Source organism: Burkholderia diffusa (genome assembly GCF_902499115.1).
Lineage (GTDB): Bacteria > Pseudomonadota > Gammaproteobacteria > Burkholderiales > Burkholderiaceae > Burkholderia > Burkholderia diffusa.
This window is the reverse complement of sequence record NZ_CABVPN010000009.1, coordinates 118,062-142,366: the sequence shown is the minus strand read 5'-3', so window position 1 is coordinate 142,366 and position 24,305 is coordinate 118,062. Positions and strand designations below refer to the sequence as shown.

At 68.3% G+C, this 24,305-nt stretch carries 22 protein-coding genes; 7 read left to right on the top strand and 15 right to left on the bottom strand.

Annotated elements, in window-relative coordinates; genetic code table 11:
- Positions 1-11: 11 nt before the first annotated feature.
- From BTE28158_RS11275 to BTE28158_RS11265, 3 genes are all read right to left on the bottom strand, one after another.
- Entirely contained in the window at positions 12-761 is a 750-nt protein-coding gene (locus BTE28158_RS11275; RefSeq protein WP_151049451.1) for an electron transfer flavoprotein subunit beta/FixA family protein, read from the bottom strand.
- A 38-nt stretch (positions 762-799) separates the two neighbouring features.
- Positions 800-1,588, bottom strand: coding sequence for an SDR family NAD(P)-dependent oxidoreductase (locus BTE28158_RS11270; protein ID WP_151049453.1), 789 nt, complete (start codon positions 1,586-1,588; stop codon positions 800-802).
- Between the two features lie 62 nt (positions 1,589-1,650).
- Entirely contained in the window at positions 1,651-2,496 is an 846-nt protein-coding gene (locus BTE28158_RS11265) for an alpha/beta fold hydrolase (RefSeq protein WP_151049455.1), read from the bottom strand.
- 138 nt (positions 2,497-2,634) lie between these two features.
- Between BTE28158_RS11265 and BTE28158_RS11260 the strand changes: the two genes are divergently transcribed.
- The 7 genes from BTE28158_RS11260 (at position 2,635) to BTE28158_RS11230 (ending at position 11,237) form a co-directional block, all read left to right on the top strand.
- A complete protein-coding gene (locus BTE28158_RS11260) occupies positions 2,635-3,414 on the top strand; it encodes an SDR family oxidoreductase (RefSeq protein ID WP_151049457.1) in 780 nt (259 codons plus the stop codon).
- 150 nt (positions 3,415-3,564) lie between these two features.
- Complete coding sequence (locus BTE28158_RS11255; RefSeq protein ID WP_151049459.1) at positions 3,565-5,130, top strand: DUF1302 domain-containing protein; 1,566 nt, start codon at positions 3,565-3,567, stop codon at positions 5,128-5,130.
- Between the two features lie 41 nt (positions 5,131-5,171).
- Positions 5,172-6,554 carry a DUF1329 domain-containing protein gene (locus tag BTE28158_RS11250; RefSeq protein ID WP_151049461.1) on the top strand — a complete coding sequence of 461 codons (1,383 nt, stop codon included), beginning with the start codon at positions 5,172-5,174 and terminating at the stop codon, positions 6,552-6,554.
- Positions 6,555-6,664: 110 nt separating this feature from the next.
- Positions 6,665-7,447: a 2-oxopent-4-enoate hydratase gene (dmpE, locus tag BTE28158_RS11245; protein WP_124903970.1), complete on the top strand. Its 783-nt coding sequence runs from the start codon at positions 6,665-6,667 to the stop codon at positions 7,445-7,447.
- A gap of 13 nt (positions 7,448-7,460) precedes the next feature.
- Positions 7,461-8,360, top strand: coding sequence for an acetaldehyde dehydrogenase (acetylating) (locus BTE28158_RS11240; RefSeq protein ID WP_151049463.1), 900 nt, complete (start codon positions 7,461-7,463; stop codon positions 8,358-8,360).
- Positions 8,361-8,376: 16 nt separating this feature from the next.
- Entirely contained in the window at positions 8,377-9,417 is a 1,041-nt protein-coding gene (gene dmpG / locus BTE28158_RS11235; protein ID WP_151049465.1) for a 4-hydroxy-2-oxovalerate aldolase, read from the top strand.
- Between the two features lie 431 nt (positions 9,418-9,848).
- Complete coding sequence (locus BTE28158_RS11230) at positions 9,849-11,237, top strand: MFS transporter (protein ID WP_151049467.1); 1,389 nt, start codon at positions 9,849-9,851, stop codon at positions 11,235-11,237.
- 96 nt (positions 11,238-11,333) lie between these two features.
- Here the strand turns inward: BTE28158_RS11230 and BTE28158_RS11225 are convergent, their stop codons facing one another.
- The 12 genes from BTE28158_RS11225 to BTE28158_RS11170 form a co-directional block, all read right to left on the bottom strand.
- Positions 11,334-11,582, bottom strand: a complete 249-nt coding sequence (locus tag BTE28158_RS11225) for a hypothetical protein (protein WP_151049469.1) — start codon at positions 11,580-11,582, stop codon at positions 11,334-11,336.
- A complete protein-coding gene (locus BTE28158_RS11220) occupies positions 11,579-12,844 on the bottom strand; it encodes an alkaline phosphatase family protein (RefSeq protein WP_151049471.1) in 1,266 nt (421 codons plus the stop codon). Before BTE28158_RS11220 ends, BTE28158_RS11225 begins: the two co-directional genes overlap by 4 nt.
- A gap of 413 nt (positions 12,845-13,257) precedes the next feature.
- Positions 13,258-13,521, bottom strand: a complete 264-nt coding sequence (gene infA / locus BTE28158_RS11215; protein WP_059600526.1) for a translation initiation factor IF-1 — start codon at positions 13,519-13,521, stop codon at positions 13,258-13,260.
- Between the two features lie 462 nt (positions 13,522-13,983).
- Positions 13,984-14,187, bottom strand: a complete 204-nt coding sequence (locus BTE28158_RS11210) for a cold-shock protein (RefSeq protein ID WP_006483056.1) — start codon at positions 14,185-14,187, stop codon at positions 13,984-13,986.
- Between the two features lie 318 nt (positions 14,188-14,505).
- Positions 14,506-15,585, bottom strand: coding sequence for a 3-ketosteroid-9-alpha-monooxygenase, oxygenase component (locus tag BTE28158_RS11205; protein WP_151049473.1), 1,080 nt, complete (start codon positions 15,583-15,585; stop codon positions 14,506-14,508).
- Between the two features lie 68 nt (positions 15,586-15,653).
- The gene (locus tag BTE28158_RS11200) at positions 15,654-18,125 is read right to left on the bottom strand and encodes an efflux RND transporter permease subunit (RefSeq protein WP_174919864.1); all 2,472 of its coding nucleotides are present in this window, start codon (positions 18,123-18,125) and stop codon (positions 15,654-15,656) included.
- A 98-nt stretch (positions 18,126-18,223) separates the two neighbouring features.
- A complete protein-coding gene (locus BTE28158_RS11195) occupies positions 18,224-19,183 on the bottom strand; it encodes a WD40/YVTN/BNR-like repeat-containing protein (RefSeq protein WP_151047227.1) in 960 nt (319 codons plus the stop codon).
- Between the two features lie 168 nt (positions 19,184-19,351).
- On the bottom strand, positions 19,352-20,557 hold the full coding sequence (locus BTE28158_RS11190; RefSeq protein WP_151047229.1) for an acetyl-CoA C-acyltransferase: 1,206 nt from the start codon (positions 20,555-20,557) through the stop codon (positions 19,352-19,354).
- Positions 20,558-20,580: 23 nt separating this feature from the next.
- Complete coding sequence (locus tag BTE28158_RS11185; protein WP_151047366.1) at positions 20,581-21,066, bottom strand: MaoC family dehydratase; 486 nt, start codon at positions 21,064-21,066, stop codon at positions 20,581-20,583.
- The gene (locus BTE28158_RS11180) at positions 21,066-21,866 is read right to left on the bottom strand and encodes an SDR family oxidoreductase (protein ID WP_124622825.1); all 801 of its coding nucleotides are present in this window, start codon (positions 21,864-21,866) and stop codon (positions 21,066-21,068) included. The genes BTE28158_RS11185 and BTE28158_RS11180 overlap by 1 nt, the downstream gene beginning before the upstream one ends.
- Positions 21,863-23,065 carry an acyl-CoA dehydrogenase family protein gene (locus tag BTE28158_RS11175; protein WP_151047231.1) on the bottom strand — a complete coding sequence of 401 codons (1,203 nt, stop codon included), beginning with the start codon at positions 23,063-23,065 and terminating at the stop codon, positions 21,863-21,865. The genes BTE28158_RS11180 and BTE28158_RS11175 overlap by 4 nt, the downstream gene beginning before the upstream one ends.
- Entirely contained in the window at positions 23,062-24,303 is a 1,242-nt protein-coding gene (locus BTE28158_RS11170) for an acyl-CoA dehydrogenase family protein (protein WP_151047233.1), read from the bottom strand. The genes BTE28158_RS11175 and BTE28158_RS11170 overlap by 4 nt, the downstream gene beginning before the upstream one ends.
- Positions 24,304-24,305: the final 2 nt, after the last annotated feature.

Below are 24,305 nucleotides of genomic sequence, written 5' to 3'. Positions count from 1 at the left end.
TCCGCTCCCTCTTACAGCACCTTGGCTTCGGTCTTCAGCTTCTCGACCAGCGTCTTCACGTCCGGCACCTTCACGCCGGCCGCGCGCTTCGGCGGCTCGACCACCTTCAGCGTCTTCAGACGCGGCGTGACGTCCACGCCCAGGTCTTCCGGCTTCACCGTTTCCAGCGGCTTCTTCTTCGCCTTCATGATGTTCGGCAGCGTCACGTAGCGCGGCTCGTTCAGGCGCAGGTCGGTCGTGACGACTGCCGGCAGTTGAAGCGACAGCGTTTCCGCGCCGCCGTCGACTTCGCGCGCAACCGTGGCGCGGCCATCGGCGATCGTCACCTTCGACGCGAACGTCGCTTGCGGCAGGCCCGCCAGCGCGGCCAGCATCTGACCCGTCTGGTTCGAATCGTCGTCGATCGCCTGTTTGCCGAGGATCACGAGTTGCGGCTGTTCCTTGTCGACCAGCGCCTTCAGGATCTTCGCCACCGCCAGCGGCTCGACGCCGTCGTTCGATTCGACGAGGATCGCGCGATCCGCGCCGATCGCCAGCGCCGTGCGCAGCGTTTCCTGTGCCTGGGCGACACCGACCGACACCGCCACCACCTCCGTCACGACGCCGGCCTCCTTCAATCGCACGGCCTCTTCCACCGCGATTTCGTCGAACGGGTTCATCGACATCTTCACGTTCGCGATGTCGACACCGGTGCGGTCGGACTTCACGCCGACCTTCACGTTCGCGTCGACCACGCGCTTCACTGCCACGAGCGCTTTCAACTGCCTGTCTCCTGTTTCGTTTCGACCGCCGCGACGCGTCAGCGCGCGGTGTATCCGCCGTCGATCACCAGCTCCGCACCCGTCACGTAGCGGCCCGCCGGCGACACGAGATACAGGATGCCGGCCGCGATGTCGCGCGGGCTGCCGATCTTCGCCATCGGCACGTGCGTCTGCAGATAACTAAACACGTCGTCGGGGTTCTGCCCCATCTGGCGGAACGCCTCCTCGAGCATCGGCGTGCGGATATAGCCGGGGTGCACCGAGTTCGCGCGGATGTTCTTCGCCGCATACAGCATCGCGTCGACCTTCGCCATCATCCGCACCGCCGCCTTCGACGCGTGATATGCCGGCACGTCGGGACCGCCGACGATCCCGTACATCGACGACAGGTTCACGATCGAGCCGCCGCCGGCCGCCTCGATGTGCGGAATCGCGGCACGCGTGCACAGGAACACGCCGTTGACGTTCACGTCCAGCACGCGCTGCCATTGTGCGAGCGTGAGCTCGTGCGTCGGCACGTTGTGCCCTTCGATGCCCGCGTTGTTCACGAGCACGTCGAGGCGCCCGAAGCGCGCGACGATCTCGCCGAACACGCGCGCCACGTCGGCCTCGTGCGTCACGTCGAGCGACCAGAACGCGGCCTGGCCACCCTGCGCGCGGATTTCCTCGACCAGCGCTTCCGCCGGTTGCGACAGCACGTCGAGGATCGCGACGCTCGCGCCGGCCGCGGCCAGCGTGCGTGCCGTTTCCGCGCCGATGCCGCGCGCGCCGCCGGTGATCGCGGCCACCTTGCCGCGCAGGTCGAACAGGTCTTCGATGAGGTTCATTGTGTCTCCGTGTAGTCAGGCGAACCGGCCTCGAACGAGCCGGTCATCAAGGGCATCCGGCATTATCGCGCCGCGGCCGCGCCAGGCGCCGCCAGGAAATCAAGGCATTCGCGGTTGAAATACGCCGCGTGCTCGACCATGACCCAGTGGCCGCAGCGGTTCAGCAGCACGAAGCGCGCGTCGCGGCAGCGTTCGAGGAACGTCAGCGCGCCACCGACCGGATTGAAGCGATCGTCCGTGCCCCAGAAGCCGAGCACCGGGCAGCGCAGGTCGCCGAGCGCACCCGTCAGGTTCGGCACGCTCATCGTCGACAGCACTTCGGTAGGCTGCTCGACGCACACCTTCATCCGCTCGGCGACGAGCCCGTCGGTGACGATCGCCGCGTCGTGCACCAGCAGCGTCAGCAGCTCGCGCATGGTGTCGTCATTCATCTGGCGATTGGTGAACAGCTTCACCATCCGCTGGATTCCTTCCATCCGGAAATAGGTGTCGCGATCCTCGACGCCGCCCGGTGCCATCATGATCAGCCCGTCGACTTCGTCGGGATACTCGAGCGCGTATTTCAGCGCGATCGCACCGCCCAGCGAGTTACCGAGCAGCACGGCCGGCCCGATGCCGAGCGCGGACAGCTGCGCATGCAGCGCACCGACGAAGAAATCGAGCGTGTAGGCGACGTCGGACGGCTTCGACGACTGCCCGTAGCCCGGCAAGTCGACGACGATCGCGCGATGGCCGGCGTCCGCGAACGCCGGATAGTTGTGCTTGAAGTTGCTGAAACCGCTGGCGCCCGGGCCGCTGCCGTGGATGAACACCACCGGGCGGCCTTCGCCCGCCTCGAAATGATGCAGGCGCAGGCCGCCCGGTACGTCGGTGAAGATGCCGGCCGGCGGCGTCGTGGGGGTCGTCATCGCGGATTGTCTCCTTCGTCGATCGATGGATGTCTGCCACGATGATTGCGCCGCCGGCGCCGGCCGGCATCATCCTTTCAGACTACGAAACCGCGCGCGCTTGTTCCTATCATCGGGCCACCGAAACGGAGGCAGACGATGAACGGATTCGACTACAGCGGCAAGACGGTGCTCGTGACGGGCGGCACCAAAGGCATCGGGCGGCGCATCGCCGAGCGGTTTCTCGCGGCGGGCGCGCGCGTGTTCGTATGCGGGCGCAGCGCACCCGACACGCCGCCTTCGTCCGGCGGCCGCACGGCCACCTTCGTCGCGGCCGACCTGCGCGACATCGAGCAGGTCGACGCGCTGCTCGCGACGATCCGCGACGCCACCGGCTGCCTCGACGTGCTGGTCAACAACGCGGGCGGCTCGCCGTTCGTGCTCGCGGCCGACGCATCGCCGCGCTTCACCGAATCGATCGTGCGGCTGAACCTGATCGCGCCGCTGCAGCTCGCGCAACGCGTGAACGCGATCATGCAGCCGCAGCCGCACGGCGGCGTGATGCTGTTCATCGCGAGCGTCAGCGCATCGCGGCCCTCGCCCGGCACCGCCGCCTACGGTGCCGCGAAGGCGGGCCTCGTCAACGCGGTCACGTCGCTTGCGGTCGAATGGGCGCCGCGCGTGCGCGTGTGCGCGATCAGCCCGAGCCTCGTGCAGACGGAATCCGCGACCGAAGGCCATTACGGCGACGATGCCGCGCTGGACGCGATCCGCGCGACGATTCCCGCCGGACGGCTCGCGACGCCCGACGACGTCGCGTCGGCGTGCCTGTTCCTCGCGTCGCCCGATGCGTCGTACACGTCCGGCGCGAACCTGCGGCTCGACGGCGGCGGCGAACGGCCCGCGTTCCTGGCGGCCGCGCAAACGGAACCACGCTGACGCGCGCGACGCGACCGGCGCGCCCCGATCGTTTCCAGTCCTAGGGAAGTCATCTAGTTCATTTCGACGATTCCCTGCTACCGCGATCTCCCTACTCTGCCTCTCACGACAACCACAGTCGACCGTCGTCGATACCCCAGAGGAGACACCATGCATCAACGGATTTCGCGCCGTACCGACAAGCGGGCCACCGCCACGCTGTCGACGCTGGCCGCCGCGCTGCTCACGTGCGCCGTTCCCAACGCGCACGCAGGCAGCACGATCGACCTTGGCGCCGACACGACGCTGGACTACACGTTCACGCTGAGTTACGGCCTCGGCATGCGCACGCGTGCGCCGAGCGGCAATCTGCTGACGCCCGCGAACATCAATGGCGACGACGGCGATCGCAACTTCGCGAAGAACAAGCTGATCGAGAATCAGGTCAGCCTGCTCGGCGAAGTGAACCTGAAGCACGACGACTGGGGTGTGTTCGTCCGCGCGAGTACGTTCTACGATCAGGCCTATCACCGCCCGAACTACAACGACGCTCCTGGTACCGTGAACCAGTCGGGCCAGTACAACAACTTCACGAGCGATGCCCGCTACTGGTCGGGCGGCCACACGACACTGCTCGCCGCCTACGCGTACAACACCTTCAAGATCGGCACGACGAGCCTGAACGTCAAGGTCGGCGACCAGGTGGTCGCCTGGGGCGAAAGCCTGTTCTTCCCGAACATCGCAGGCGCGCAAGGCCCGGCCGACGCCACCAAGTCCTATGTCGCCGGCGCTCAGGTGAAGGACATCCTGCTGCCCGTGCCGCAGATCTCGACGCAGTGGCAGATCACGCCGAACTTCAGCCTGCTCGGCTACTACCAGTTCTCGTTCCAGCAGAACCGCCTGACCGCGCCCGGCACCTACTGGAGCTATTCGGACGTGGTCGGCCCGGGCGCGCAGTTCATCATCGGCCCGGGCGGGCTGATCATTCCGCGCGGGGCCGACGAAAAACCGAGCGCCCGCAACCAGTGGGGTATCGGCGCACGCTTGCGCGTGTTCGGCGATACCGAGCTTGGCGTGTATCACCTGCATTACAACGACATGAACCCGAGCGTCGTCACGTCGTTCTATCCCGTGCTTCAGTACCGGCAGACCTATTTCAACAACATCAAGCTGACCGGCGCGAGCTTCTCGACGCAGGTCGGTCCGGTCAACGTCGCGGGCGAAGCGTCATACCGCCAGGGCGCGGCCGTGCTCGTCAACACGCCGACCGGCGCGCAGGCGACGCGCGCGAACGTCACGCAGCTCAACCTGTCCGGCATCTACTCGATCGGGCCGAGCTTCCTCGCGAATTCGCAGTCGCTGGTCGGTGAAATCACGTACGTACACGCCGGCGGCATCTCGGCCGTCGACGGCTCGACGACCCTCGCGAACTCGCGCAACGCGCTCGCCCTCGAGCTGGCCTGGACGCTCAGCTACAAGAACGTGTTCAACGGCTGGGATCTCGACGTGCCGCTCACGTACACGCATGACCTGGCGGGTACCTCGCCGCTGGCCGGCGCGCTCGGCTCGCTGACGGGCCAGGGCGACCACCGCGTGACCGCCGGCGTCACGTTCACGCGCCTGAGCAATCTGTCGCTGGCGCTCGTCTACGCGAAGTTCCTCGGTTCGCCGAACCCCGTCACGCGTCCGCTTGCCGATCGGGACTACGTGCTGGCCACGGCGACCTACCACTTCTGAGCGGCCCGGCCGCTCGTCACTCAGCAAGAAGAGGATTTGTCATGAAACGAACTCGTCTCCCCCTCCTGCGCGCGTCGGTGATGGCCGCGTGCGCGCTCGTCGCGACGGCGTCGTTCCCGAAGGTCACGCCGGACGACCTGAAGGCGCTCGACGGCCCACTCACGCCGATGGGCGCGGTGCGCGCCGCGAGCAAGGACAGCAGCGTGCCGGAGTGGTCGGGCAAGTGGCTCGGCACGCCGCCCGACGTGCAGTACAAGCGCGGCAGCCGCTACCCCGATCCGTTCTCGAGCGAGAAGCCGGTCGCGACGATCACCGCAGAGAACATGGCGCAGTACGCGGAGCACCTGACCGACGGCCAGAAGGCGATGTTCAAGCGCTACCCGGCCACGTTCAAGATCAACGTGTACCCGAGCCATCGCGACTTCCGCTACGCGGATTCCGTCTACAAGGACATCCGCACGTACGCGCCGGATTCGACGATGACATCCGACGCAAACGGCCTCACGAACGCGCCACCGACGGTGCCCTACCCGATCCCGAAGACGGCCGCCGAGCTGCTGTGGAACCAGCGCTTCTCGTCGGCGATCGGCGCCGAGCAAGCGACCTACGACCAGGCGGTCGTGTACTCGGACGGCAACATCGCGTGGGGCAAGGTGCGCTACGACATCTACTCGCCGCGCAACTCCGGCAAGTTCGACGTGAAGAGCGACCTGAACAACCGCACGTACTACCGCAATGCGACGGAGCTGCCGTTGTCCGACCGCGGCTCGCTGATCGTCGGCTTCACGAACTGGGACAAGGCCGGCGCCGACAACTCGTCGCGCACGTGGATGTACAACCCCGGCACGCGCCGCGTGCGCCAGGCGCCCGAATACGGCTATGACCAGCCGCAGGGCCCGGGCGGCTTCCGCACCGTCGACGACGACCGCCTGTACAACGGCCCCGGCGACCGCTACGACTGGAAGATCGTCGGCAAGCGCGAGATCTACGTGCCGTACGACAACTACAAGGCGATGGACACCTCGGTGAAGTATGCAGACCTGCTGACCAAGGGCCACGAGAATCCGGCCTACATCCGCTACGAGCTGCATCGCGTGTGGGTGCTGCAGGCGACGCTGAAGAGCAATTACCGTCACCAGTATGCGAAGCGCGTGCTGTACATCGACGAGGACTCGTGGATGACGCTGCTCGCCGACAACTACGACGCGCGCGGCCAGCTGTGGCGCACCAACGTCGCGACGACGCTGTATGCGTATGACGCGAAGGTGTTCTACCCGGGCGTCGTGTTCTACCACGACCTGATCTCCGGCGCGTACATGGCCGACCGCCTGACGAACGAAGGCCCGATGCCGAAGCTCGACAACAGCCCGCAGTTCAACGAGGCGTATTTCTCGCCGGACGCGATCCGCAGTTCGGGTAACTAAGCAACCTGCTGACGCGGCACGCCCGCGACCCACGCGCCGGAGCCCCGCTCCGGCGCCCGACGCCGCCCGCGACGGCGGCCTTTTTCCATTCGAGATTCGAGGGCCCTTTCATGTCTTCCCGCCTGCATACGACGCTCGGCGACGAGCTGTACGCCGCGTGGCACGCACGCGCACCGGTCGCGCCGCTGTCGAGCCGCCCGCGCCGGCTGTCGCTCGACGACGCCTACCGCATCCAGCAGCGCTTCATCGAACGCCGCGTCGAGCGCGGCGAAGCGGTGGTCGGCAAGAAGATCGGCGTGACGAGCCAGGCCGTGCAGGACATGCTGAACGTGCGCCAGCCCGATTTCGGCATCCTGCTGTCCGGCATGCACTACGCGGCCGGCGAGGCGATTGCCACCGAATCGCTGATCGCGCCGCGCGCCGAAGGCGAGATCGCGTTCATCCTCGCGCGTGACCTGCGCGGCCCCGGCATCGACCGCACCGACGTGATCGCCGCGACCGCCGCCGTCGCACCGTGCTTCGAGATCGTCGATTCGCGCATCCGCGACTGGGCGATCCGCATCGAGGACACCGTCGCCGACAACGCGTCGTGCGGCGTGTACGTGCTCGGCGAAGCACGCGTCGACCCACGCACGCTCGACCTCGCCGCGTGCGAAATGACGATCGAGAAGAACGGCGAGCGCGTCGCGCAAGGCCGCGGCGACGCGGCGCTCGGCCATCCCGCCGACGCCGTCGCGTGGCTCGCGAACACCCTCGCCGAATACGACGTGCCGCTGCTTGCCGGCGAGATCGTGCTGTCCGGCTCGCTCGCGAAACTGATTCCGGTCACAGCCGGCGACGCGCTGTCGATGCACATTTCCGGCATCGGCAGTTGCGACGTCCGCTTTATCTAAAGGAACGAACCTGATGAAGAAAATCAAATGCGCACTGATCGGGCCCGGCAACATCGGCACCGACCTGCTGTACAAGCTGCGCCGCTCGACCGTGCTCGAACCCGTGTGGATGGTCGGCGTCGACCCGGCATCCGACGGCCTCGCGCGCGCCCGCGAATTCGGCCTGAAGACCACCGACCAGGGCGTCGACGGGCTGCTGCCGCACGTCGCCGCCGACGACATCCGCATCGCGTTCGACGCGACCTCCGCCTACGTGCACCGCGACAACTCCGACAAGCTCACCGCGCTCGGCGTGAAGATGATCGACCTGACGCCCGCCGCGATCGGGCCGTATTGCGTGCCGCCGGTGAACCTCGACGCGCACCTCGACAGCGCGCAGATGAACGTGAACATGGTGACCTGCGGCGGCCAGGCGACGATTCCGATGGTGTACGCGGTGTCGCGCGTGCAGCCGGTCGCGTACGGCGAGATCGTCGCCACGGTCTCGTCGCGCTCGGTCGGCCCCGGCACGCGCAAGAACATCGACGAATTCACGCGCACCACGTCCGGCGCGATCGAACAGGTCGGCGGCGCGCGCAAGGGCAAGGCGATCATCGTGATCAATCCGGCCGAGCCGCCGCTGATCATGCGCGACACGATCCACTGCCTGACCGACGGCCCGCCCGACGTCGACGCGATCACAGCCTCCGTGCATGCGATGGTCAAGGAAGTGCAGCGCTACGTGCCCGGCTACACGCTGAAGAACGGCCCGGTGTTCGACGGCAATCGCGTGTCGGTCTTCATGGAAGTCGAGGGGCTCGGCGACTACCTGCCGAAATACGCGGGCAACCTCGACATCATGACCGCCGCCGCGGCCGCCACGGCCGAGCGTTTCGCCGAACAGATGCTGGCCGCTGCGGCCGCCACCGCTTGAGTCGAGGAGTCACACGATGTCACTTGCAGGCAAGAAGATCACCGTCCACGACATGTCGCTGCGCGACGGGATGCACCCGAAGCGCCACCAGATCACGCTCGACCAGATGCGCAACATCGCGCGCGGGCTCGATGCGGCAGGCGTGCCGCTGATCGAGGTCACGCACGGCGACGGGCTCGGCGGCGCGTCGGTCAATTACGGTTTCCCCGCGCATACCGACGAGGCATACCTGAGCGCCGTCATTCCGGAGTTGAAGCAGGCGAAGATATCGGCGTTGCTGCTGCCCGGCATCGGCACCGTCGAGCATCTGCGCATGGCGCACGAACTCGGCGTCGGCACGATCCGCGTCGCGACGCACTGCACCGAGGCGGACGTGTCGGAGCAGCACATCGGCCTCGCGCGCACACTCGGGCTCGATACGGTCGGCTTTCTGATGATGGCGCACATGTCGTCGCCGGAGCAGCTCGTCGTGCAGGCGAAGCTGATGGAGTCGTATGGCGCGAACTGCATCTACATCACCGATTCGGCCGGCCACATGCTGCCCGACGACGTGACCGCGCGGATCGGCCAGGTGCGCGATGCGCTGAAGCCGGACACGGAACTCGGCTTCCACGGCCATCACAACCTCGCGATGGGCGTCGCGAACTCGGTCGCGGCCGTTGCCGCGGGCGCAAACCGGATCGATGCGGCCGCAGCTGGCCTCGGCGCCGGCGCGGGCAACACGCCGATGGAAGTGTTCGTCGCGGTGTGCGACCGGATGGGGATCGAGACGGGTGTCGACGTGTTCGCGATTTCCGACGTGGCCGAGGATCTCGTCGTGCCGATCATGGACGCACCGATCCGCCTCGACCGCGATGCGCTGACGCTCGGCTATGCGGGCGTCTACTCGTCGTTCCTGCTGTTCGCGAAGCGTGCGGAAGCGAAATACGGGATTCCGGCGCGCGACATCCTCGTCGAACTGGGCCGCCAGCGGCTCGTCGGCGGGCAGGAGGACATGATCGAGGACGCGGCGCTGACGATGGTGCGGGCGCGGGAGGCGGTGGCGCAACTTGCGTGATCGACGATATCGGGCTGCCATCGCCCGATACGCCGGCGAATCTGCGGAACGGGGCGCGATGCGCCCCGTTCTCGTTGATGCGCCCCGTTACCGCGCCAACGTGGCGAGCGCGCCGGCACGGAGGATGCGCTGACCGGCGAGGACCGATGAAAGGAATGCGGCCGGGAAACGGGGCCGGAAATCGGGGCCGGGCCAGACTCTCGTCGAACGGCCAGTGCCGTGCGTATCCGCGGTCGACGGGTGCGGATGTCGAGCATGCGGCATGACGGGTGGTAGCGCCGTCGTATCGGTGCGGAGTCGTTCCGATCGCATGATCGCCACATCGACTGCATCGTCCCGATCGTGGCACCCCGAAGGCGCGCCTGCTGACACCACGCTGTCAGCCGGCGCGGCGCAGGATCGATTGAACATTCTTCACGGAGCGACCCATCTTGCCCAATTCAGGACATCGCGCCCCGGCCGCCATCGCAATCGCCGGAAGACGCAGCATCACGCTTCTGACCCTCTGCCTGGCCGTGCTCGTGGCGCAAGTCGACACGGCCGTCGTCAATCTCGCGACGCGCGCGATCGGCGCGTATTTCCATGCGGGCGTCGGCGCGCTGCAATGGGTCGTCGACAGCTACAACCTCACGTACGCGGTGCTGTTGCTGACCGGGGGGCTGTTCGCCGACCTCTACGGCCGGCGCCGCATCTTCATGGCCGGCACGGTCGTGTTTACCGTCGCATCGCTGCTGTGCGCGCTCGCGCCGTCGGTGTCGGTACTGATCGGCGCACGCGCACTGGCCGGTGTCGGCGCGGCACTGCTGCTGCCTGCGTCGCTCGCGATCGTGCGCGTCGTATGGCGCGACCCGGTCGAGCGCGGCCGCGCGCTCGGCATCTGGGCCGCGTGCAACGGCGTCGCGATGGCGATCGGCCCGACCCTCGGCGGCGTGCTGATCCGGCACTTCGGATGGCGCAGCATTTTCTTCGTGGTCGTGCCGCTGAGCATCGTGGCAATGCTGCTCGCGATACCCGCCGTGCCCGAGTCGTCCGATCCGCGCGGCCGGCATGTCGACGGCGGTGCGCAAATCTCGGGCGCGCTCGCGCTCGGCACGCTCGCGTATGCGGCGATCGTGTTCCGCGAGGCGCCAGTCGCCGGTGTGATCGCGGGCGGTATCGCCATCGCGTCGTTCGTCGCCTTCGTCGCGATCGAACGGCGCCACGGCGAGGCCGCGCTGGTGCCACTCGACATCTTCCGGCGCGGCGCGTTTCGCGGCGCGATCGCCGCGACCACCGGCATGACGTTCGGGATGTACGGCGTGCTGTTCCTGCTGCCGCTCACATGGCAGAGCATCGGCCGTCTCGATTCAACCGGTGCGGGCCTCGCGCTGCTGCCGATGGCGCTCGTGTTCGTCGCCGTGTCGCCTTGCTCGGGGCCGTTGTCCGAACGCGTCGGCACGCGCCTGACGACGGCGGGTGGCGTCGCCGTGATCGCGAGCGGGCTCGCGGCGATCGGCGCCTCCGCCGCGTCGTCGGGCCTGCTCGGCGCCGAGATCGGGCTCGCGTTGACGGGGCTCGGCATGGGGATCGCGACGGGGCCTCTGATGACCGTTGCCGTCGGCTCGGTGGATGCCACGCGCTCGGGCACTGCGAGCGCGCTCGTCAACGTCGCGCGGATGACCGGCGCGACGCTCGGGATTGCGGTGCTCGGCACGTTGTTCGCGGCCGCGCACGGCGGCACGGCGGGCTTGCGCGCGGCGATGTTCGCCGGCGCGGCGGTGCAGCTGGCGGGAGCGGCCGGGGCAGCGGTCAGCGTGCGGCGCGCGCGGCAGTCGGCGTGATGCAGCGTTGCTCACTACTCATGCGCGGCGCGTAGCGCGTTCGCCGCTCTCCAGTCGCCCGGCGTCACGAGCCGGCGGCGTCAACCACGCACCGCGTCAGCGGTGCTTTCCGCCATGCCTGCGCCGCCGATGCGCCTCGCGCGCCTGCAGCAGCGACGGCATCAGCTCCTCGATGTACTGCCGCGCCTGCCCGCGCGTGACGATCTCGCTGAAGCGCCGATGGGCCTTGTCATGCCCGACCAGCGCCGCGTGCGCTTTCTTCAGGATGTGCAGATACGCGACCAGGCTCGTGCCGTCGCGCACGGGCAGCGCATCGCGCGGGTCGGGGGCCGGTGTCGTACTCATGATCCGATCCTTTGCGGGCAGTCGGTGCGGCAGGTCGTGGTGACGAGCGCCAGCAGGTCGTTCGCGAGACGGTCGCGGTCCGTCAGCGGCGCGAGGCCGAACAGCCGCTCGAGCGTCGCGGCGACCGACGCATGGTCGTACGGCGTATGGTCGACCTGCCCGGCCGCGACCCACGGCGAAATCACGATCGCCGGCACCCGCACGCCATACACGTCGAACCCGAAGCCGCTCGCGTTCAACGTCGCCGCCGCGCCATCGTTCGGCGGCGGCGCGGCGCCCGGCCTGACCGAATCGTAGAAGCCGCCATGCTCGTCGTAGCAGATCACGAACAAGCTGCTCTCCCACACCGGCGAATTGCGGATCGCGTCGTACACGCGCGCGGCGAGCTGGTCGCCACCGGCCAGGCCATCCATCGGGTGCTGCGAACTGCCGTTCCGGTAGGTGCCGTGCACGATGTCGCCGTAGCCGGGCTCGATGAACGTATAGCGCGCCGTATAGCCGGCCGCGAGATCGGCCTCGAAATGCGCAAGGTCGTCGATGTCGAAGAAGCTCACGCCCTTCAGCGATGCCACCTGCGGCACGTGGCCGAGCGGGTCGCCCGACTGGTCCTGGTAGATGCGCCAGTTGTCGTCGCCGAGCGCGGCGAAGATCGAACCTTTCGGATAGGGGAAGCCGTCGAACGCGTCCCATCCGGCCATTTCCTCCCTGGTCGGCGAATGGTCGAGGCCGGCCGACGACGCGCCGTGCAGGAAGAAGCGGTTCGGCCAGGTCGGCCCCGGCATCGACGCGTGCCACGCGTCGCACAGCACGAATGCGTTCGCCAGCGCGTACAGCGACGGCGCCAGCGTCGCGATATTGACGCCCTGCATGATCTTGCCCGCATCGGCTGGCTGCGGCGGCGTGCCTTCGGAATGCGACGTCGCGTAGTTCGACACGAATCCCGAATTGTTGATGCTCGGATAAGGTCGCCCTTTGACGAACGGCACGCCCGTGCCGCAAAGCTGTTCGAGCACGTCGGTGAATTCGTGACACGGATCGGTCGGCATCCGGTCGGGTGCGCCGCCGCCAAACGGGTAGACCGCATCGCCGTACGTGTTGCTGTTACCCGGTGATGCGGCAACGATGTCGGGATAGCCCGACAGCGCGAACAGATGGTCGAACGAGCGGTTCTCGAGCATCAGCACGAACACGTGCCGGATGCGGTCCTGAACCGACGAAACTGCGGGAACTGAAGGATCTGCGGGGGCTGCGTCTGCACTCATGGCGCCTCCTGGCGTCGCGCGACGAAAGTCCTGCTGGCACGATCGCGGCGGCACTGAAAGCAAATGAAAGGAAAGGCGCTGCAGCGTGCGCGTGCCGCGAATTGCCGACGAGTGTACGGCTACGCCGGCCTGCGCGTAAAGCCGGGCACGGCGCGCGGCAAGACACGGGCATTCAGCCGACGACCGGCGTGGGTGGGGAAAGCGATGCGCGGCGAATCGACGCGTGCGGGAAAAGCGAGCCGAATCGGGCGATTCGACCGGAGAGAATGCGGCCTCGGCCGCCGCAGCACTGCCCCGCCGCTGGCGACCGCCGAACGGCGCGAGCCGCGCCGCCCATCCGGTGTGCCCGGCCACATGAACGGGCCGGACGGGTTTCGATCGGTGCGGCGTTGCGCTGGCCGATCGCTACTGCTTTAGCGACGCGGTTGCCCGGGGCGCTGCGGACGCGTCGAATTCGCGTCCTTGTGGCGGAAGTTGATGCGGCCCTTGGTCAGGTCGTACATCGACAGTTCCAGCGTCACGCGATCGCCCGCGAGAATGCGGATGTGGTTCTTGCGCATGCGGCCCGACGCATACGCGCCGACCACGACGCCGTTTTCCAGCGTGACACGGTATTTGCTGTCCGGCAGCACTTCGTCGACGATTCCGTCCAGTTCCAGCAGTTCTTCTTTTGCCAAACCAATTCCTCCAGACAAGGTAATGACCGCGGCCGCGGCGAGCTCACCGGCGCCGTGCCCCTCAACGGGACGGCGGCCGGCGGGATGCCGGGGATCAATTCGTTCAGACGGACGACGCGCCCGTCTTGCAATCGGAGCCCGGCGCAATGCGGCGGTCGGGCGGTCGGTGGCGGCGGTGCAATCGGCACCGCGCAAAGTCGGGACCGCGCCGTGTGCGGCATGGCGACGGTCTACTCGGGTTGCAGCATGGGCCGCTGGCGACGCGGCGAGCGCTTCGCGAGGGCGTTGGATCGCACGTCGTACGGACCTGCGATGGATGAGAGAAGCACACGACCGATGCATCGTGAATTCCGCGATGCATCGGTCGTGTGCGTCGAAACGCGCAGGACGCCGGCTCGGGCCGGCATCCGCGCGAAATTCGTCCGGCAGCGGCCGCCATTCGACGGCCGGTGCCGACGCGGCTTACTGCGGCGTGATGTTCGACGCTTGCAGACCCTTCGGGCCACGCTTCACTTCGAAGCTGACCTTCTGGCCTTCGGCCAGGGTCTTGAAGCCCGTGCCGCGAATTTCCGAGAAATGGGCGAACAGATCGTCGCCGCCGTTGTCCGGGGAGATGAAACCAAAGCCCTTGGTTTCGTTGAACCACTTGACGGTACCGGTATCCACAAATACTTCCTTAATACGATTGATACGAACGATGAACATGCGCCCGTGACAGGCACAGAAAGAATCAAAAGAGGGAGAGACCAACGACTGCCGCACCGCGTGCGGCCAATGATGAGCAATCGAACTTCTTGAAGACTTCGGTCTCGGACACTACGCGGTGCAGACCGATCCGTCAAGCTCTTTCGATGCGATGGAGGCGCGCGGCAGCGCGCGCGCCTTGCCTGGCGGGGGTGCGCGGCGATCTGGAGGCGAAACGATGCAGCCCCTATTTTCGCCCCGTTCGCCCCCGTTCGCCCCCGTTCACCCCGTTACCGCCCGTCACCGCGGTTCGAACACGTGATGCAGCGCCGGCGGCGTCGCGCCGTCGCGGATCGTCATCTCGAACGTCTTGCGCGCGACGCTCGACGGCCGCACGTCGGCCGCGTCCAGGTAGAACTGCGAATACCAGTCGCGCATCTGGTACAGCGGCCCGTCGCCTTCGCACAGCAGCGGGTTGTCGATGCGCGTCTTGCTGTGCCAGATGTCGACGTCCTCGTAGAACGCGCGCTGCGCTTCCTTCACGTATGCGTTCGCGATCTCCATGTTCTGCGCGTCGCTCAGGCCGGCCACCTTCTTCACGATCACGCCGTAGCGCAGCTCGAAGCTGTTCATGTCGATCGGCACGTGGCAGTTCAGCAACACCGAGTGGATCGGCTGCCCGCCGCTTTGCCCCGTCATCTGCGTGATGTGCACGGCCGGCCCGAAATACGTCGACAACGCCGTCAGGCTGTCGCCGCCGAGCTTCTCGCTGCGGCCGACCATCAGCTGCGTCGCCTTGTGATCCTCGAACAGGTTCGCGAAATAGTCGATCGGCGCGCGGTGCACGGTCGCGAAGTGCGCGACGTCCGAGATGTTGTCGACCAGCTCGCGGCAATTCGCCTGGATCACCATCTTGTCGACGACCCAGTCCGACCATTCGTCGGAGAAGCACACGTCGAGGCGCGGAATCGCGACTTCCGGCGGCGGCGCGTTGCCTTCCGGGTCGTTCCACACGAACAGCAGGTTGTTTTCCTCGCAGGTCGGCCACGCGCCGATGCGCGCCTTCGGCGGAATCCGCTTGCAGTACGGGATCGACGCGCACTGCCCTTCGCCGTTCCACGCCCAGCCGTGGAACGGGCACACGAGGTTATCGCCTTCGACCTTGCCGAGGCTCAGGTCGGCGCCCATGTGCGGGCAATACGCGTCGACGACGTTGATCTTGCCGGTCGAATCGGCGAACGCGGCGAGCTTGCGGCCGAAGACGTTCAGCGTATGCGGCTTGCCGTCCTTGTAGTCGCGGGCAAGCCCGAGGCAGTGCCAGCCGCGCGCATAGCGCTGCGCGAGCGGCTGGGCTTCGATCTTGTAAGGGCGTGCGGACATGTGAGTTGACTCCTCTTGGTGGGACGCGCGGCGGCCCGCCGCGCACCGGGTAACGGGGGTTGCGTCGCTCAGCGCACCGGATTGCCGGGTTCGAGCGTGCGTGTCGGCTTGAGCGCGGGTGTCGGCGCGGCCTGCGGCGATGCCGGCTGCGGCTCGTGCGACACGCGGCGCTCGGCGCGCTCGACGCCGAGCCATGCGGCCAGCGCGGGCAGCAGGAACACCGCGCCGAACAGGTTCACGAGGAACATGAACGCGAGCAGCACGCCCATGTCGACCTGGAATTTCAGCGCGGAGAACGCCCAGGTGCCGACGCCGATGAACATCGTGACGGCCGTGAACAGCGCCGCGGTGCCGCGCTGGCGCATCGCGTCGGCGAATGCGTCCGGCAGCGTCGCGCCGTGGCGGAGGTCGTGCTGCATGCGTTCGTACAGGTAGATCCCGTAGTCGACGCCGACCCCGACGCCGAGCGTGATCACAGGCAGCGTCGCGACCTTCAGCCCGATGCCGAGCCGCGCCATCACCGCGTTGCACAGGATCGACACCAGCGTGAGCGGCACGATGATGCACAGCACCGCGCGCCACGAGCGGAACGTGACCGCGCACAGCAGCGCGATCGCGCCGAAGATCGACAGCAGCATCGCGATCTCCGCGTCGCCGACCGCCTCGTTGGTCGCCGCCATCACGCCGACGTTGCCGCCCGCGAGCCGGAACGCGACGTTCGGCGTGGGGTTCTCGGCCGCGAAGCGCTTGATCTCGTCGACGATGTGCGCGATGGTCGTGCCTTCGTGGTTCTGCGTGTAGATCAGCACCTGGATCGCCTTGCAGTTCGCTGTGTTCATCCCGTTGTCGGGATCGAACGCATTGGCGCCCTGCGTGAGCCCGTCGCTGGAGCGCGGCAGCGCGGCCCAGCGCGGGTTGCCTTCGTTGAACGCGGCGATGAACACCTTGCCCTGCGACGACACGCTCGTGACCGACTGCACGCCGGCCACACCGCGCATGTTCATCTCGAACTTCTCGATCGCGCTCATCACCGGGTAGTGCAGGCACGCGTCGTCGAAACCGGTCGTCTCGACGATCACCGACAGCACGTCGACACCGATGTTGTACTGGTGCGTGATGGCTGCGTTGTCGATGTTGTAGCGCGAGTTCGCGCGCAGCTCCGGGGCACCGGTGCCGATGTCGCCGATCTCCAGCTTGCGCGACTCGAGCGTGCCGTATGCGAGCAGCGCGAGCGCCACGGCGAACACGCCGAGCGCCGGCGCCGGCCGCGCGAACACCGCGAAGCGCGACCACTTCCCGCTGCCGCCCGCGGCGGCCGTGCGCTGGGCGCGCGCGAGCGTGCCGCGCTCGAGGCGCGTGTACGACAGCAGGATCGGCAGGAACACCTTGTTGGTGACGATCATGAGCAGCACGCCGAGGCACGCGGTGATGCCGAGCTCGCGCACGATGTCGATCCGGATCCGCATGATCACCATGAAGCCGAGCGCGTTGGTCAGCAGCGCGACCGTGCCCGGCACGAACAGCTTGCGGAACGCGTCGCGCGCGGCTTCGACCGACGACGCGCCGCGCACCAGCGCCTGCTTCCACGCGTTGGTCATCTGCACCGCATGCGACACGCCAATCGAGAAGATCAGGAACGGCACGAGGATCGACATCGGATCGATGCCGAGGCCGAGCAGCGGCAGCGCGCCGAGCAGCCAGACGACCGGCAGCAGCGCGACGACGAGCGCGAGCACGGTGGTCTTCAGCGAGCGCGTATAGGCGAACAGCAGCGCGGCCGTCACGAGGAACGCCAGCGCGAAGAACGCCATCACGCCTGCGATCCCGGCCTCGACGTCGCCCACCAGCTTCGCGAAGCCGATGATGTTGACGTCGATGCCCTGCTTCGCGTAACGCGCACGGATTTCCTCGAGCTGGCGCGCGACCGCGCTGTAGTCGAGCCGCTTGCCGGTGGCCGGATCGGTCTCGCGCAGTTCCGCGCGGATCAGCGCCGACTTCAGGTCGTTGCCGACCAGCCGGCCGATCTGCCCGGAGCGCGCGACGTTGCGGCGCACCTTCGCGAGATCGTCCGGGTTCGCACTCGAGAACTGGCCGGGCACGACCACGTCGCCGCGAAAGCCGGCTTCGGTCACTTCCGTGTAGTGGACGTTCGGCGTGAACAGCGAGAACACGCGCGAGCGGTTCACGCCGGGGATGAAGAACACGTCGTCGGTCGCGTGGCGCAGCGCGTCCATGAACGTCTGGTTGTAGATGTCGCCGTCGCCCTTCCAGCGCAGGCTGACGAGGATCGTGTTCGCGCCGGGGAACGCGCCCGCGTAGCGCTCGAACACCTGCATGTACGGGTGCTGCATCGGGATCATCTTGTTGAAGCCCGGATCGAGCTTCAGGCGCGTCGCGGACAAGCCGAGCGCGAGCGTCACCGCGACGCACAGCAGCATCAGCAGCCGGCGCTGCCGGATGATCGTGTCGGCGCAGCGCTCGACGAACGCGGCGAGGCGCGATGCGGGAACGGCTTCGGTGGGGCGTGACAGGTCGTTCATGGATTTCTCTGGTCGGAACGGACGGGACGGACGATGCGGGCGAAACGGGTCGGCTCGGCGAGGCGAACGGATGCGGGCGGCGGCAAGCGCCGCCCGCATCAGGACGGCGACGCGGCGAGCGGCGCGACGCCGGCCTCGCCGCCGAGCAGCAGCGCGCCCGAGCCCATGTCGAGCACGGCAGCGAGGCTCTGTACGCCGCCGAGCTTGCGCACGTCGAAGGTCAGGCCGCCGTCGCGCGACGCGACGATCGCGCCGCCCTGGCCGACCAGCACGAGTTCACCGTCGGCAAGCTGGGTCGCGCCGAAGTACGACACCGGCACGCGGCTGTCGACGTGCGTCCAGGTCGCGCCGCGATCGGTGCTGCGCAGCACGTTGCCGCGCATGCCGTACGCGACCCAGTCGCCGTTCGCGAGCATCAGCGCGCCGAACAGCGAGCCTGCGTACGGCGACGGGAGTGTGTCCCAGGTTGCGCCGTTGTCGGTCGAGCGCAGCAGCGTGCCGCTCTCGCCCGCGATCAGCAGGTTGCCGTGGCTGTCGCCGACGATCGCGTTCAGGTGGCGGTCGCCCGCCGGCGTCTTCAGCGGCTGCCACGTGAGTCCGGCATCGTCCGAGCGCAGCAGCTGGCCGAAACTGCCGGCCGCGAACAGCGGGCCTTTCGCGCTGCCCCAGACGGACAACAGCGGATCGGAACGCGCGTGGTCGCTGTGGACCTCGCGCCAGTGCACGCCCGCGTCGTCGCTGCGCATGATCCGGCCGTCGTGGCCGACCGCGATGCCGAGCGTCGGCGTGATGAAGCTCACCTGCGTGAGCGTCGAGCCCTGATCGGGCGTGACCGAGGCCGGCCGCCAGCGACGGCCCGCATCGTCGCTCAGCAGAATCACGCCGCGCTCGCCGACCGCGACGATGCGCGTGCCGGCGCGGGCGAGCCCGTTGATCTGCAGGCGGTCCGCATGGATCGCGGTGACCGGGAACGCCGGCAGCGGTCGCGGCGAGAACGCGAACAGCGCGGCGCCGAGCACAAGCGCCGACATCGTGAGTCCTGGCAAGGTACGTTTCATCGGTTGTCTCCTGTCCTGGCAAGCGGCCCGGGCCAGCGCCGACGCGCTCGCCCTGCCGCTGCAAGTCTCCGGGCCGTCGGTCGTTGCCGCGGCCTCGCATGGTTCCGAATGGATGGCGGCCGTTCCGGGCTGCCGGTCCGGCCGCCGGTGCGGCTGCGTCGAATGCCGTTACGCACCGACCTCGAACAGCGCGGCGGCACCCATCCCGCCGCCAATGCACATCGTCACGACCGCATGCCGCACGCCGCGGCGCGCGCCTTCGAGCAGCGCGTGCATCGTCATCCGCGTGCCCGACATCCCGAACGGATGGCCGAGCGCGATCGCGCCGCCGTCGACGTTCAGCCGCTCGTCGGGAATGCCGAGCGTGTCGCGGCAATACAGCGCCTGGCACGCGAACGCCTCGTTCAGCTCCCACAGCCCGACGTCGCGCACGGTCATCCCGAAGCGCGCCAGCAGCTTCGGGATCGCGAACACCGGGCCGATGCCCATCTCGTCCGGCTCGCAGCCGGCCACGGCCAGCCCGCGGAAGGTGCCGAGCGGCGCGAGCCCGCGACGCGCGGCTTCGGCGCGCGACATCACGACCACCGCCGCCGCGCCGTCCGACAGCTGCGACGCGTTGCCGGCCGTCACGAACTCGCCCTGCTCGACGACCTTGCCGCCGCTCCACGATGGCTTGAGCCCCGCGAGCCGCTCGGCCGTCGTATCGGCGCGCACGCCTTCGTCGCGCGCCGCGCGCACGGCCTCGTGACCGGTCAGGTTGCCTTCCTTGTCGAACAGCGCGCGCGTCACGTCGAGCGGCGCGATTTCCGCGTCGAAGCGGCCGGCCGCCTGCGCGTCAGCGGTGCGCTGGTGGCTCTGCAGCGCGAATTCGTCCTGCGCCGCACGCGAGATCCCGTAGCGGCGCGACACGATCTCGGCGGTTTCCATCATCGCCATGTACGCGGCCGGCTGGAGGTCGAGCACGGCCTGCGAACGCGCGCGGTAGCCGTTCTTGTGCTTGTTCTGCGTGAGCGAGATCGATTCGACGCCGCCTGCGACGACGATCCGCGCGTCGCCCGCGCCGATGCTGCGCGCGGCGCTCGCGATCGACATCAGGCCCGACGAACACATGCGGTCGATCGCCATGCCGGGCACCGACGCCGGCAGCCCCGCCGCCGCCGCCGACAGGCGGCCGATGTTGTAGCCCTGCGTACCCTGCTGCGCGGCGCAGCCGATCAGCACGTCATCGACGTCGGCCGGCGCGACGCCCGCGCGTTCGAGCGCGGTGCGCACGACGTGGCCGCCCAGCGCGGGCGCCTCGGTGTCGTTGAACATGCCGCGAAACGCCTTGCCGATCGGCGTGCGTGCGACGGAAACGATGACTGCGTCTTCCATGAGCTGGCTCTCTGAATCTGGAACTAGAAGTAGTAACGGCTGATCGTGTCGGCAACGCAGCCGGGCTTGCCTTCGCCTTCGATCTCGACGGTCACGCGGATCCACGCCTGCACGCCGCCGTCGAGCGGTTCGACGCGCAGCAGCTCGCCGACGCCCCGCACGCGCGCGCCGACCTTCACCGGCGCCGGGAAACGGATCCTGTCGCAGCCGTAGTTGACGCCGAGCCGCGCGCCGTCGATGCGCACGATCTGCGGCAGGAAATGGTTGACGAGCGACAGCGTCAGGTAGCCGTGCGCGATGCACGCGCCGAACGGGCCGTCCTTCGCCCGCACCGGGTCGACGTGCACCCACTGGTGATCGCCCGTTGCGTCGGCGAAGCCGTCGATGCGGATCTGGTCGATCGCGAGCCACGCGCTCGCGCCGAGCGTGCAGCCGACGGCCGCCGCGAGTTCATCGGGATGCGCGAACACGCGGGGCGTCGCGCGCACGGGGTCGAGGGTCGTCTCCATCATGCGTGCTGGCTGCTGACCGACAGCACTTCGCCCGTCATGTACGACGCGTAATCGCTTGCAAGGAACACCATCACGTTCGCGACCTCCCAGACTTCGGCGGCGCGCCCGAAGGCTTCGCGCGACGCCAGTTGATTCAGCAAGTCGGCCGGGGCCGACTTCTTCAGAAAATCGTGCATCGCGATGCTCGGCGCGACCGCGTTGATGCGCACCCCGTAAGGCGACGCCTCGAGCGCCGCGCAGCGCGTGAGCGCCATCACGCCCGCCTTCGCCGCCGCGTAGTGCGCCTGTTCCGCCTGCGCACGCCAGCCGAGCACCGATGCGTTGTTGACGATCGCGCCGCGGCCGCGGGCCTGCATGTGCGGCAGCATCGCGCGCATCATCCGGAACGTCCCGGTAAGGCTAATGTCGATCACCCGCGACCATTCGGCATCGTCCATTTCGACGATGCGTTTGGCGCCGCCGAGCCCGGCGTTGTTGATCAGTACGTCGACGCCGTCGAGCTTGTCCTGCGCATCGGCCACGAGGGCCTGCACGTCGTCCTCGACCGCGACGTTGCACAGGCGGCCGTAGACCTGCCGCAGCCCCGTTTCGGCGCGCAGCGTCTCCACTGCCTGTTCGAGGCGCTTCTCGTGGATGTCGGAGATGAACAGCGCGCGGCAGCCTTCCTCCGCGCAGCGGCGCGCGGCCGCGAAGCCGATGCCGGCGCCGGCGGCGGCCGTGATCAGCACCGATTTGCCGGCGAGCAGCTGGTGGCCCGGCACGTAGGCCGGCGCTTTCTGGATCTGGGGTTCGGTCATGCTGTGCCTCGTGGTTCTCTGGGCATGCCGAGCCCGCGCTCGGCCATGATGTTGAGCTGGATTTCGTTGGTGCCGGCGTAGATCGTGTCCGCACGGGAGAACAGGAATACGCGCTGCAGATGGGTGAGCTTCTCGTCGGCCGGATCGATCACGTTCGCGCGCGGCCCGAGCGCGTCCATCGCGAGCTGGCCGAGGTCGCGGTGCCAGTTCGACCAGAAGTACTTGTAGATCAGCGCCTCGCGGCGCAGCGGTGCGGTGGCGCCGCCGTTCGCGTCGTCCGCGCCGGACAGCATCCGCAGCGCGTTGTAGCGCATCACGCGCAGCCCGGCCCACGCGCGGCCGATCCGCTGGCGCAGCACCGGGTCGCGATCGGCGCCCGATTCCCGCGCGGCGTCGATCACCCATTCGAGCTCGCGGACGAACTGCATCTGCTGGCCGAGCGTCGACATCCCGCGCTCGAAGCCGAGCAGCGTCATGGCGATCCGCCAGCCGTCGCCCGGCGCGCCGACCAGGTCGCGTGCTTGCGCGCGCGCACCGTCGAAAAACACTTCGTTGAATTCGGCGCCGCCGTTGAGCTGCCTGATCGGGCGGATCTCAATGCCCGGCTGGTCGAGCGGCATCAGCAGGAACGACAGCCCCTTGTTGCCCTTCGATGCCGGATCGGTGCGCGCGAGCACGAAGATCCAGTCGGAATCGTGCGCGAGCGACGTCCACACCTTCTGGCCGTACACGTGCCACGTGCCGTCCGCGTCCTGCTCGGCACGCGTGCGCACGTTCGCGAGATCGGAGCCCGCGCCCGGCTCCGAGTAGCCCTGGCACCAGAACTGCGTGCCGGCGAGAATGCCGGGCAGAAAGCGCGCGCGCTGGTCGTCGGTGCCGCACGCGACGAGCGTCGGCCCGAGCAGCCCTTCGCCGATATGGCCCATCCGGCCGGGGCCGCCGGCGCGCGCATATTCCTCGTGGAAGATCACCTGCTCGGCGACCGTGAAGCCACGGCCGCCCGAGTCGGTCGGCCAGCCGAGGCCGGTCCAGCCACCGTGCGCCAGTTCCCGTTCCCACGCCTTGCGCAGTTCCGGAAACGCTTCCTCGTCGCCGGGGCCGCCGCGAAATTTCAGGCAGGCGAATTCGCCGGTCAGATGCGACTGCACCCAGTCGGCGACTTCGTGCCGCAATTGCTGTTCGCGCGTTTCGCTGTTCATTGGAGTGCTCCCGTGCGCGCGGCGGACGCACGCGTGGCCATCGACGCCTGTGCCGATGTCGGTGCCGCCTCGCGCCGCGACGTGTCGCCGTCGATCGCGTGGCGTGCGAGCCATTCGAGCAGTTGCGGCGTGCTGCCGAACTGCGCGAGCGACGCCTGCGCGCGCTTGAAGTAGAGATGCGGGTCGTATTCCCACGTGAAGCCGACACCGCCGTGCAACTGGATCGCTTCCTGCGCGCAGAACGCATACGCGTCGTTCGCGGCGGCTTTCGCGGCCGCGACGTCGCCGCGCAACGCCGCGCCCGGCACCGCCCCGCCCGCTTCCGCATCCCATGCGTGCGCCGCCCCGAGCACGGCCGAGCGTGCGGATTCAATCAGCACCATCATCTGCGCGCAGCGATGCTTGACGGCCTGGAACGACGCGATCGCGCGGCCGAACTGCACGCGCTGGCCCGTGTAGTCGAGCGTCAGGTCGAGGCATTGCTGTGCGCCGCCGAGCTGCTCGGCGGCCAGCGCGAGCGCCGCGAACCATCCGGCGCGCTCGAGCACCTGCCAGGCAACGGCGCCGACGGCGAACAACGCGTCGCGGTTCACACGGATTTCGTCGAGGACGATGCGCGCGATCGGCCGCGTCGCGTCGAGCGTGTCGAGCGGCGTGATGCGCAGGCCGGGCGCCGTAGCGACGTCGATCGCGAACAGGCCGATCGACTGCCCTTCGTTCGCGATCCGCGCGGGAATCAGCAGCAGATCGGCGCGCGCCCCGTCGATCACCTGTTCGATCGTGCCGGACAGCGCATAGCCGCCCGCTGCTTCTTCCGCGACGACCGGCAACTGCCCGGCACCGGCCGGAAGCTCGAACGGCAATGCCAGCGTCGCGCTGCATGCACCTTCGGCGATCTTCGCGAGCCAGCCGATCGCGTGCGGCGAGTCGGGGCAGCTCGCCAGCGCGGTCGCAGCCAGGCACGCGGTCGAAAAATACGGCACGCACGCGACGCGCCGGCCGAGCTGTTCCATCAACAGGGTCTGTTCGACCGCGCCGAGCCCCATCCCGCCTGCCGCCTCCGGCAGCGACAGCGCGTTCCAGCCGAGCTCGCCTGCGAGCGCGGCCCACAGCGTGTCGTCGCGGCCGGCCGATTGCTCGAGCGCGCGGCGCACGTCGGCGGACGCGCTACGTTCGGCGAGCACGTCGGCCGCCGCGTCGCGAATCATCGCCTGTTCGTCGGTGAGCGCCAGATCCATGC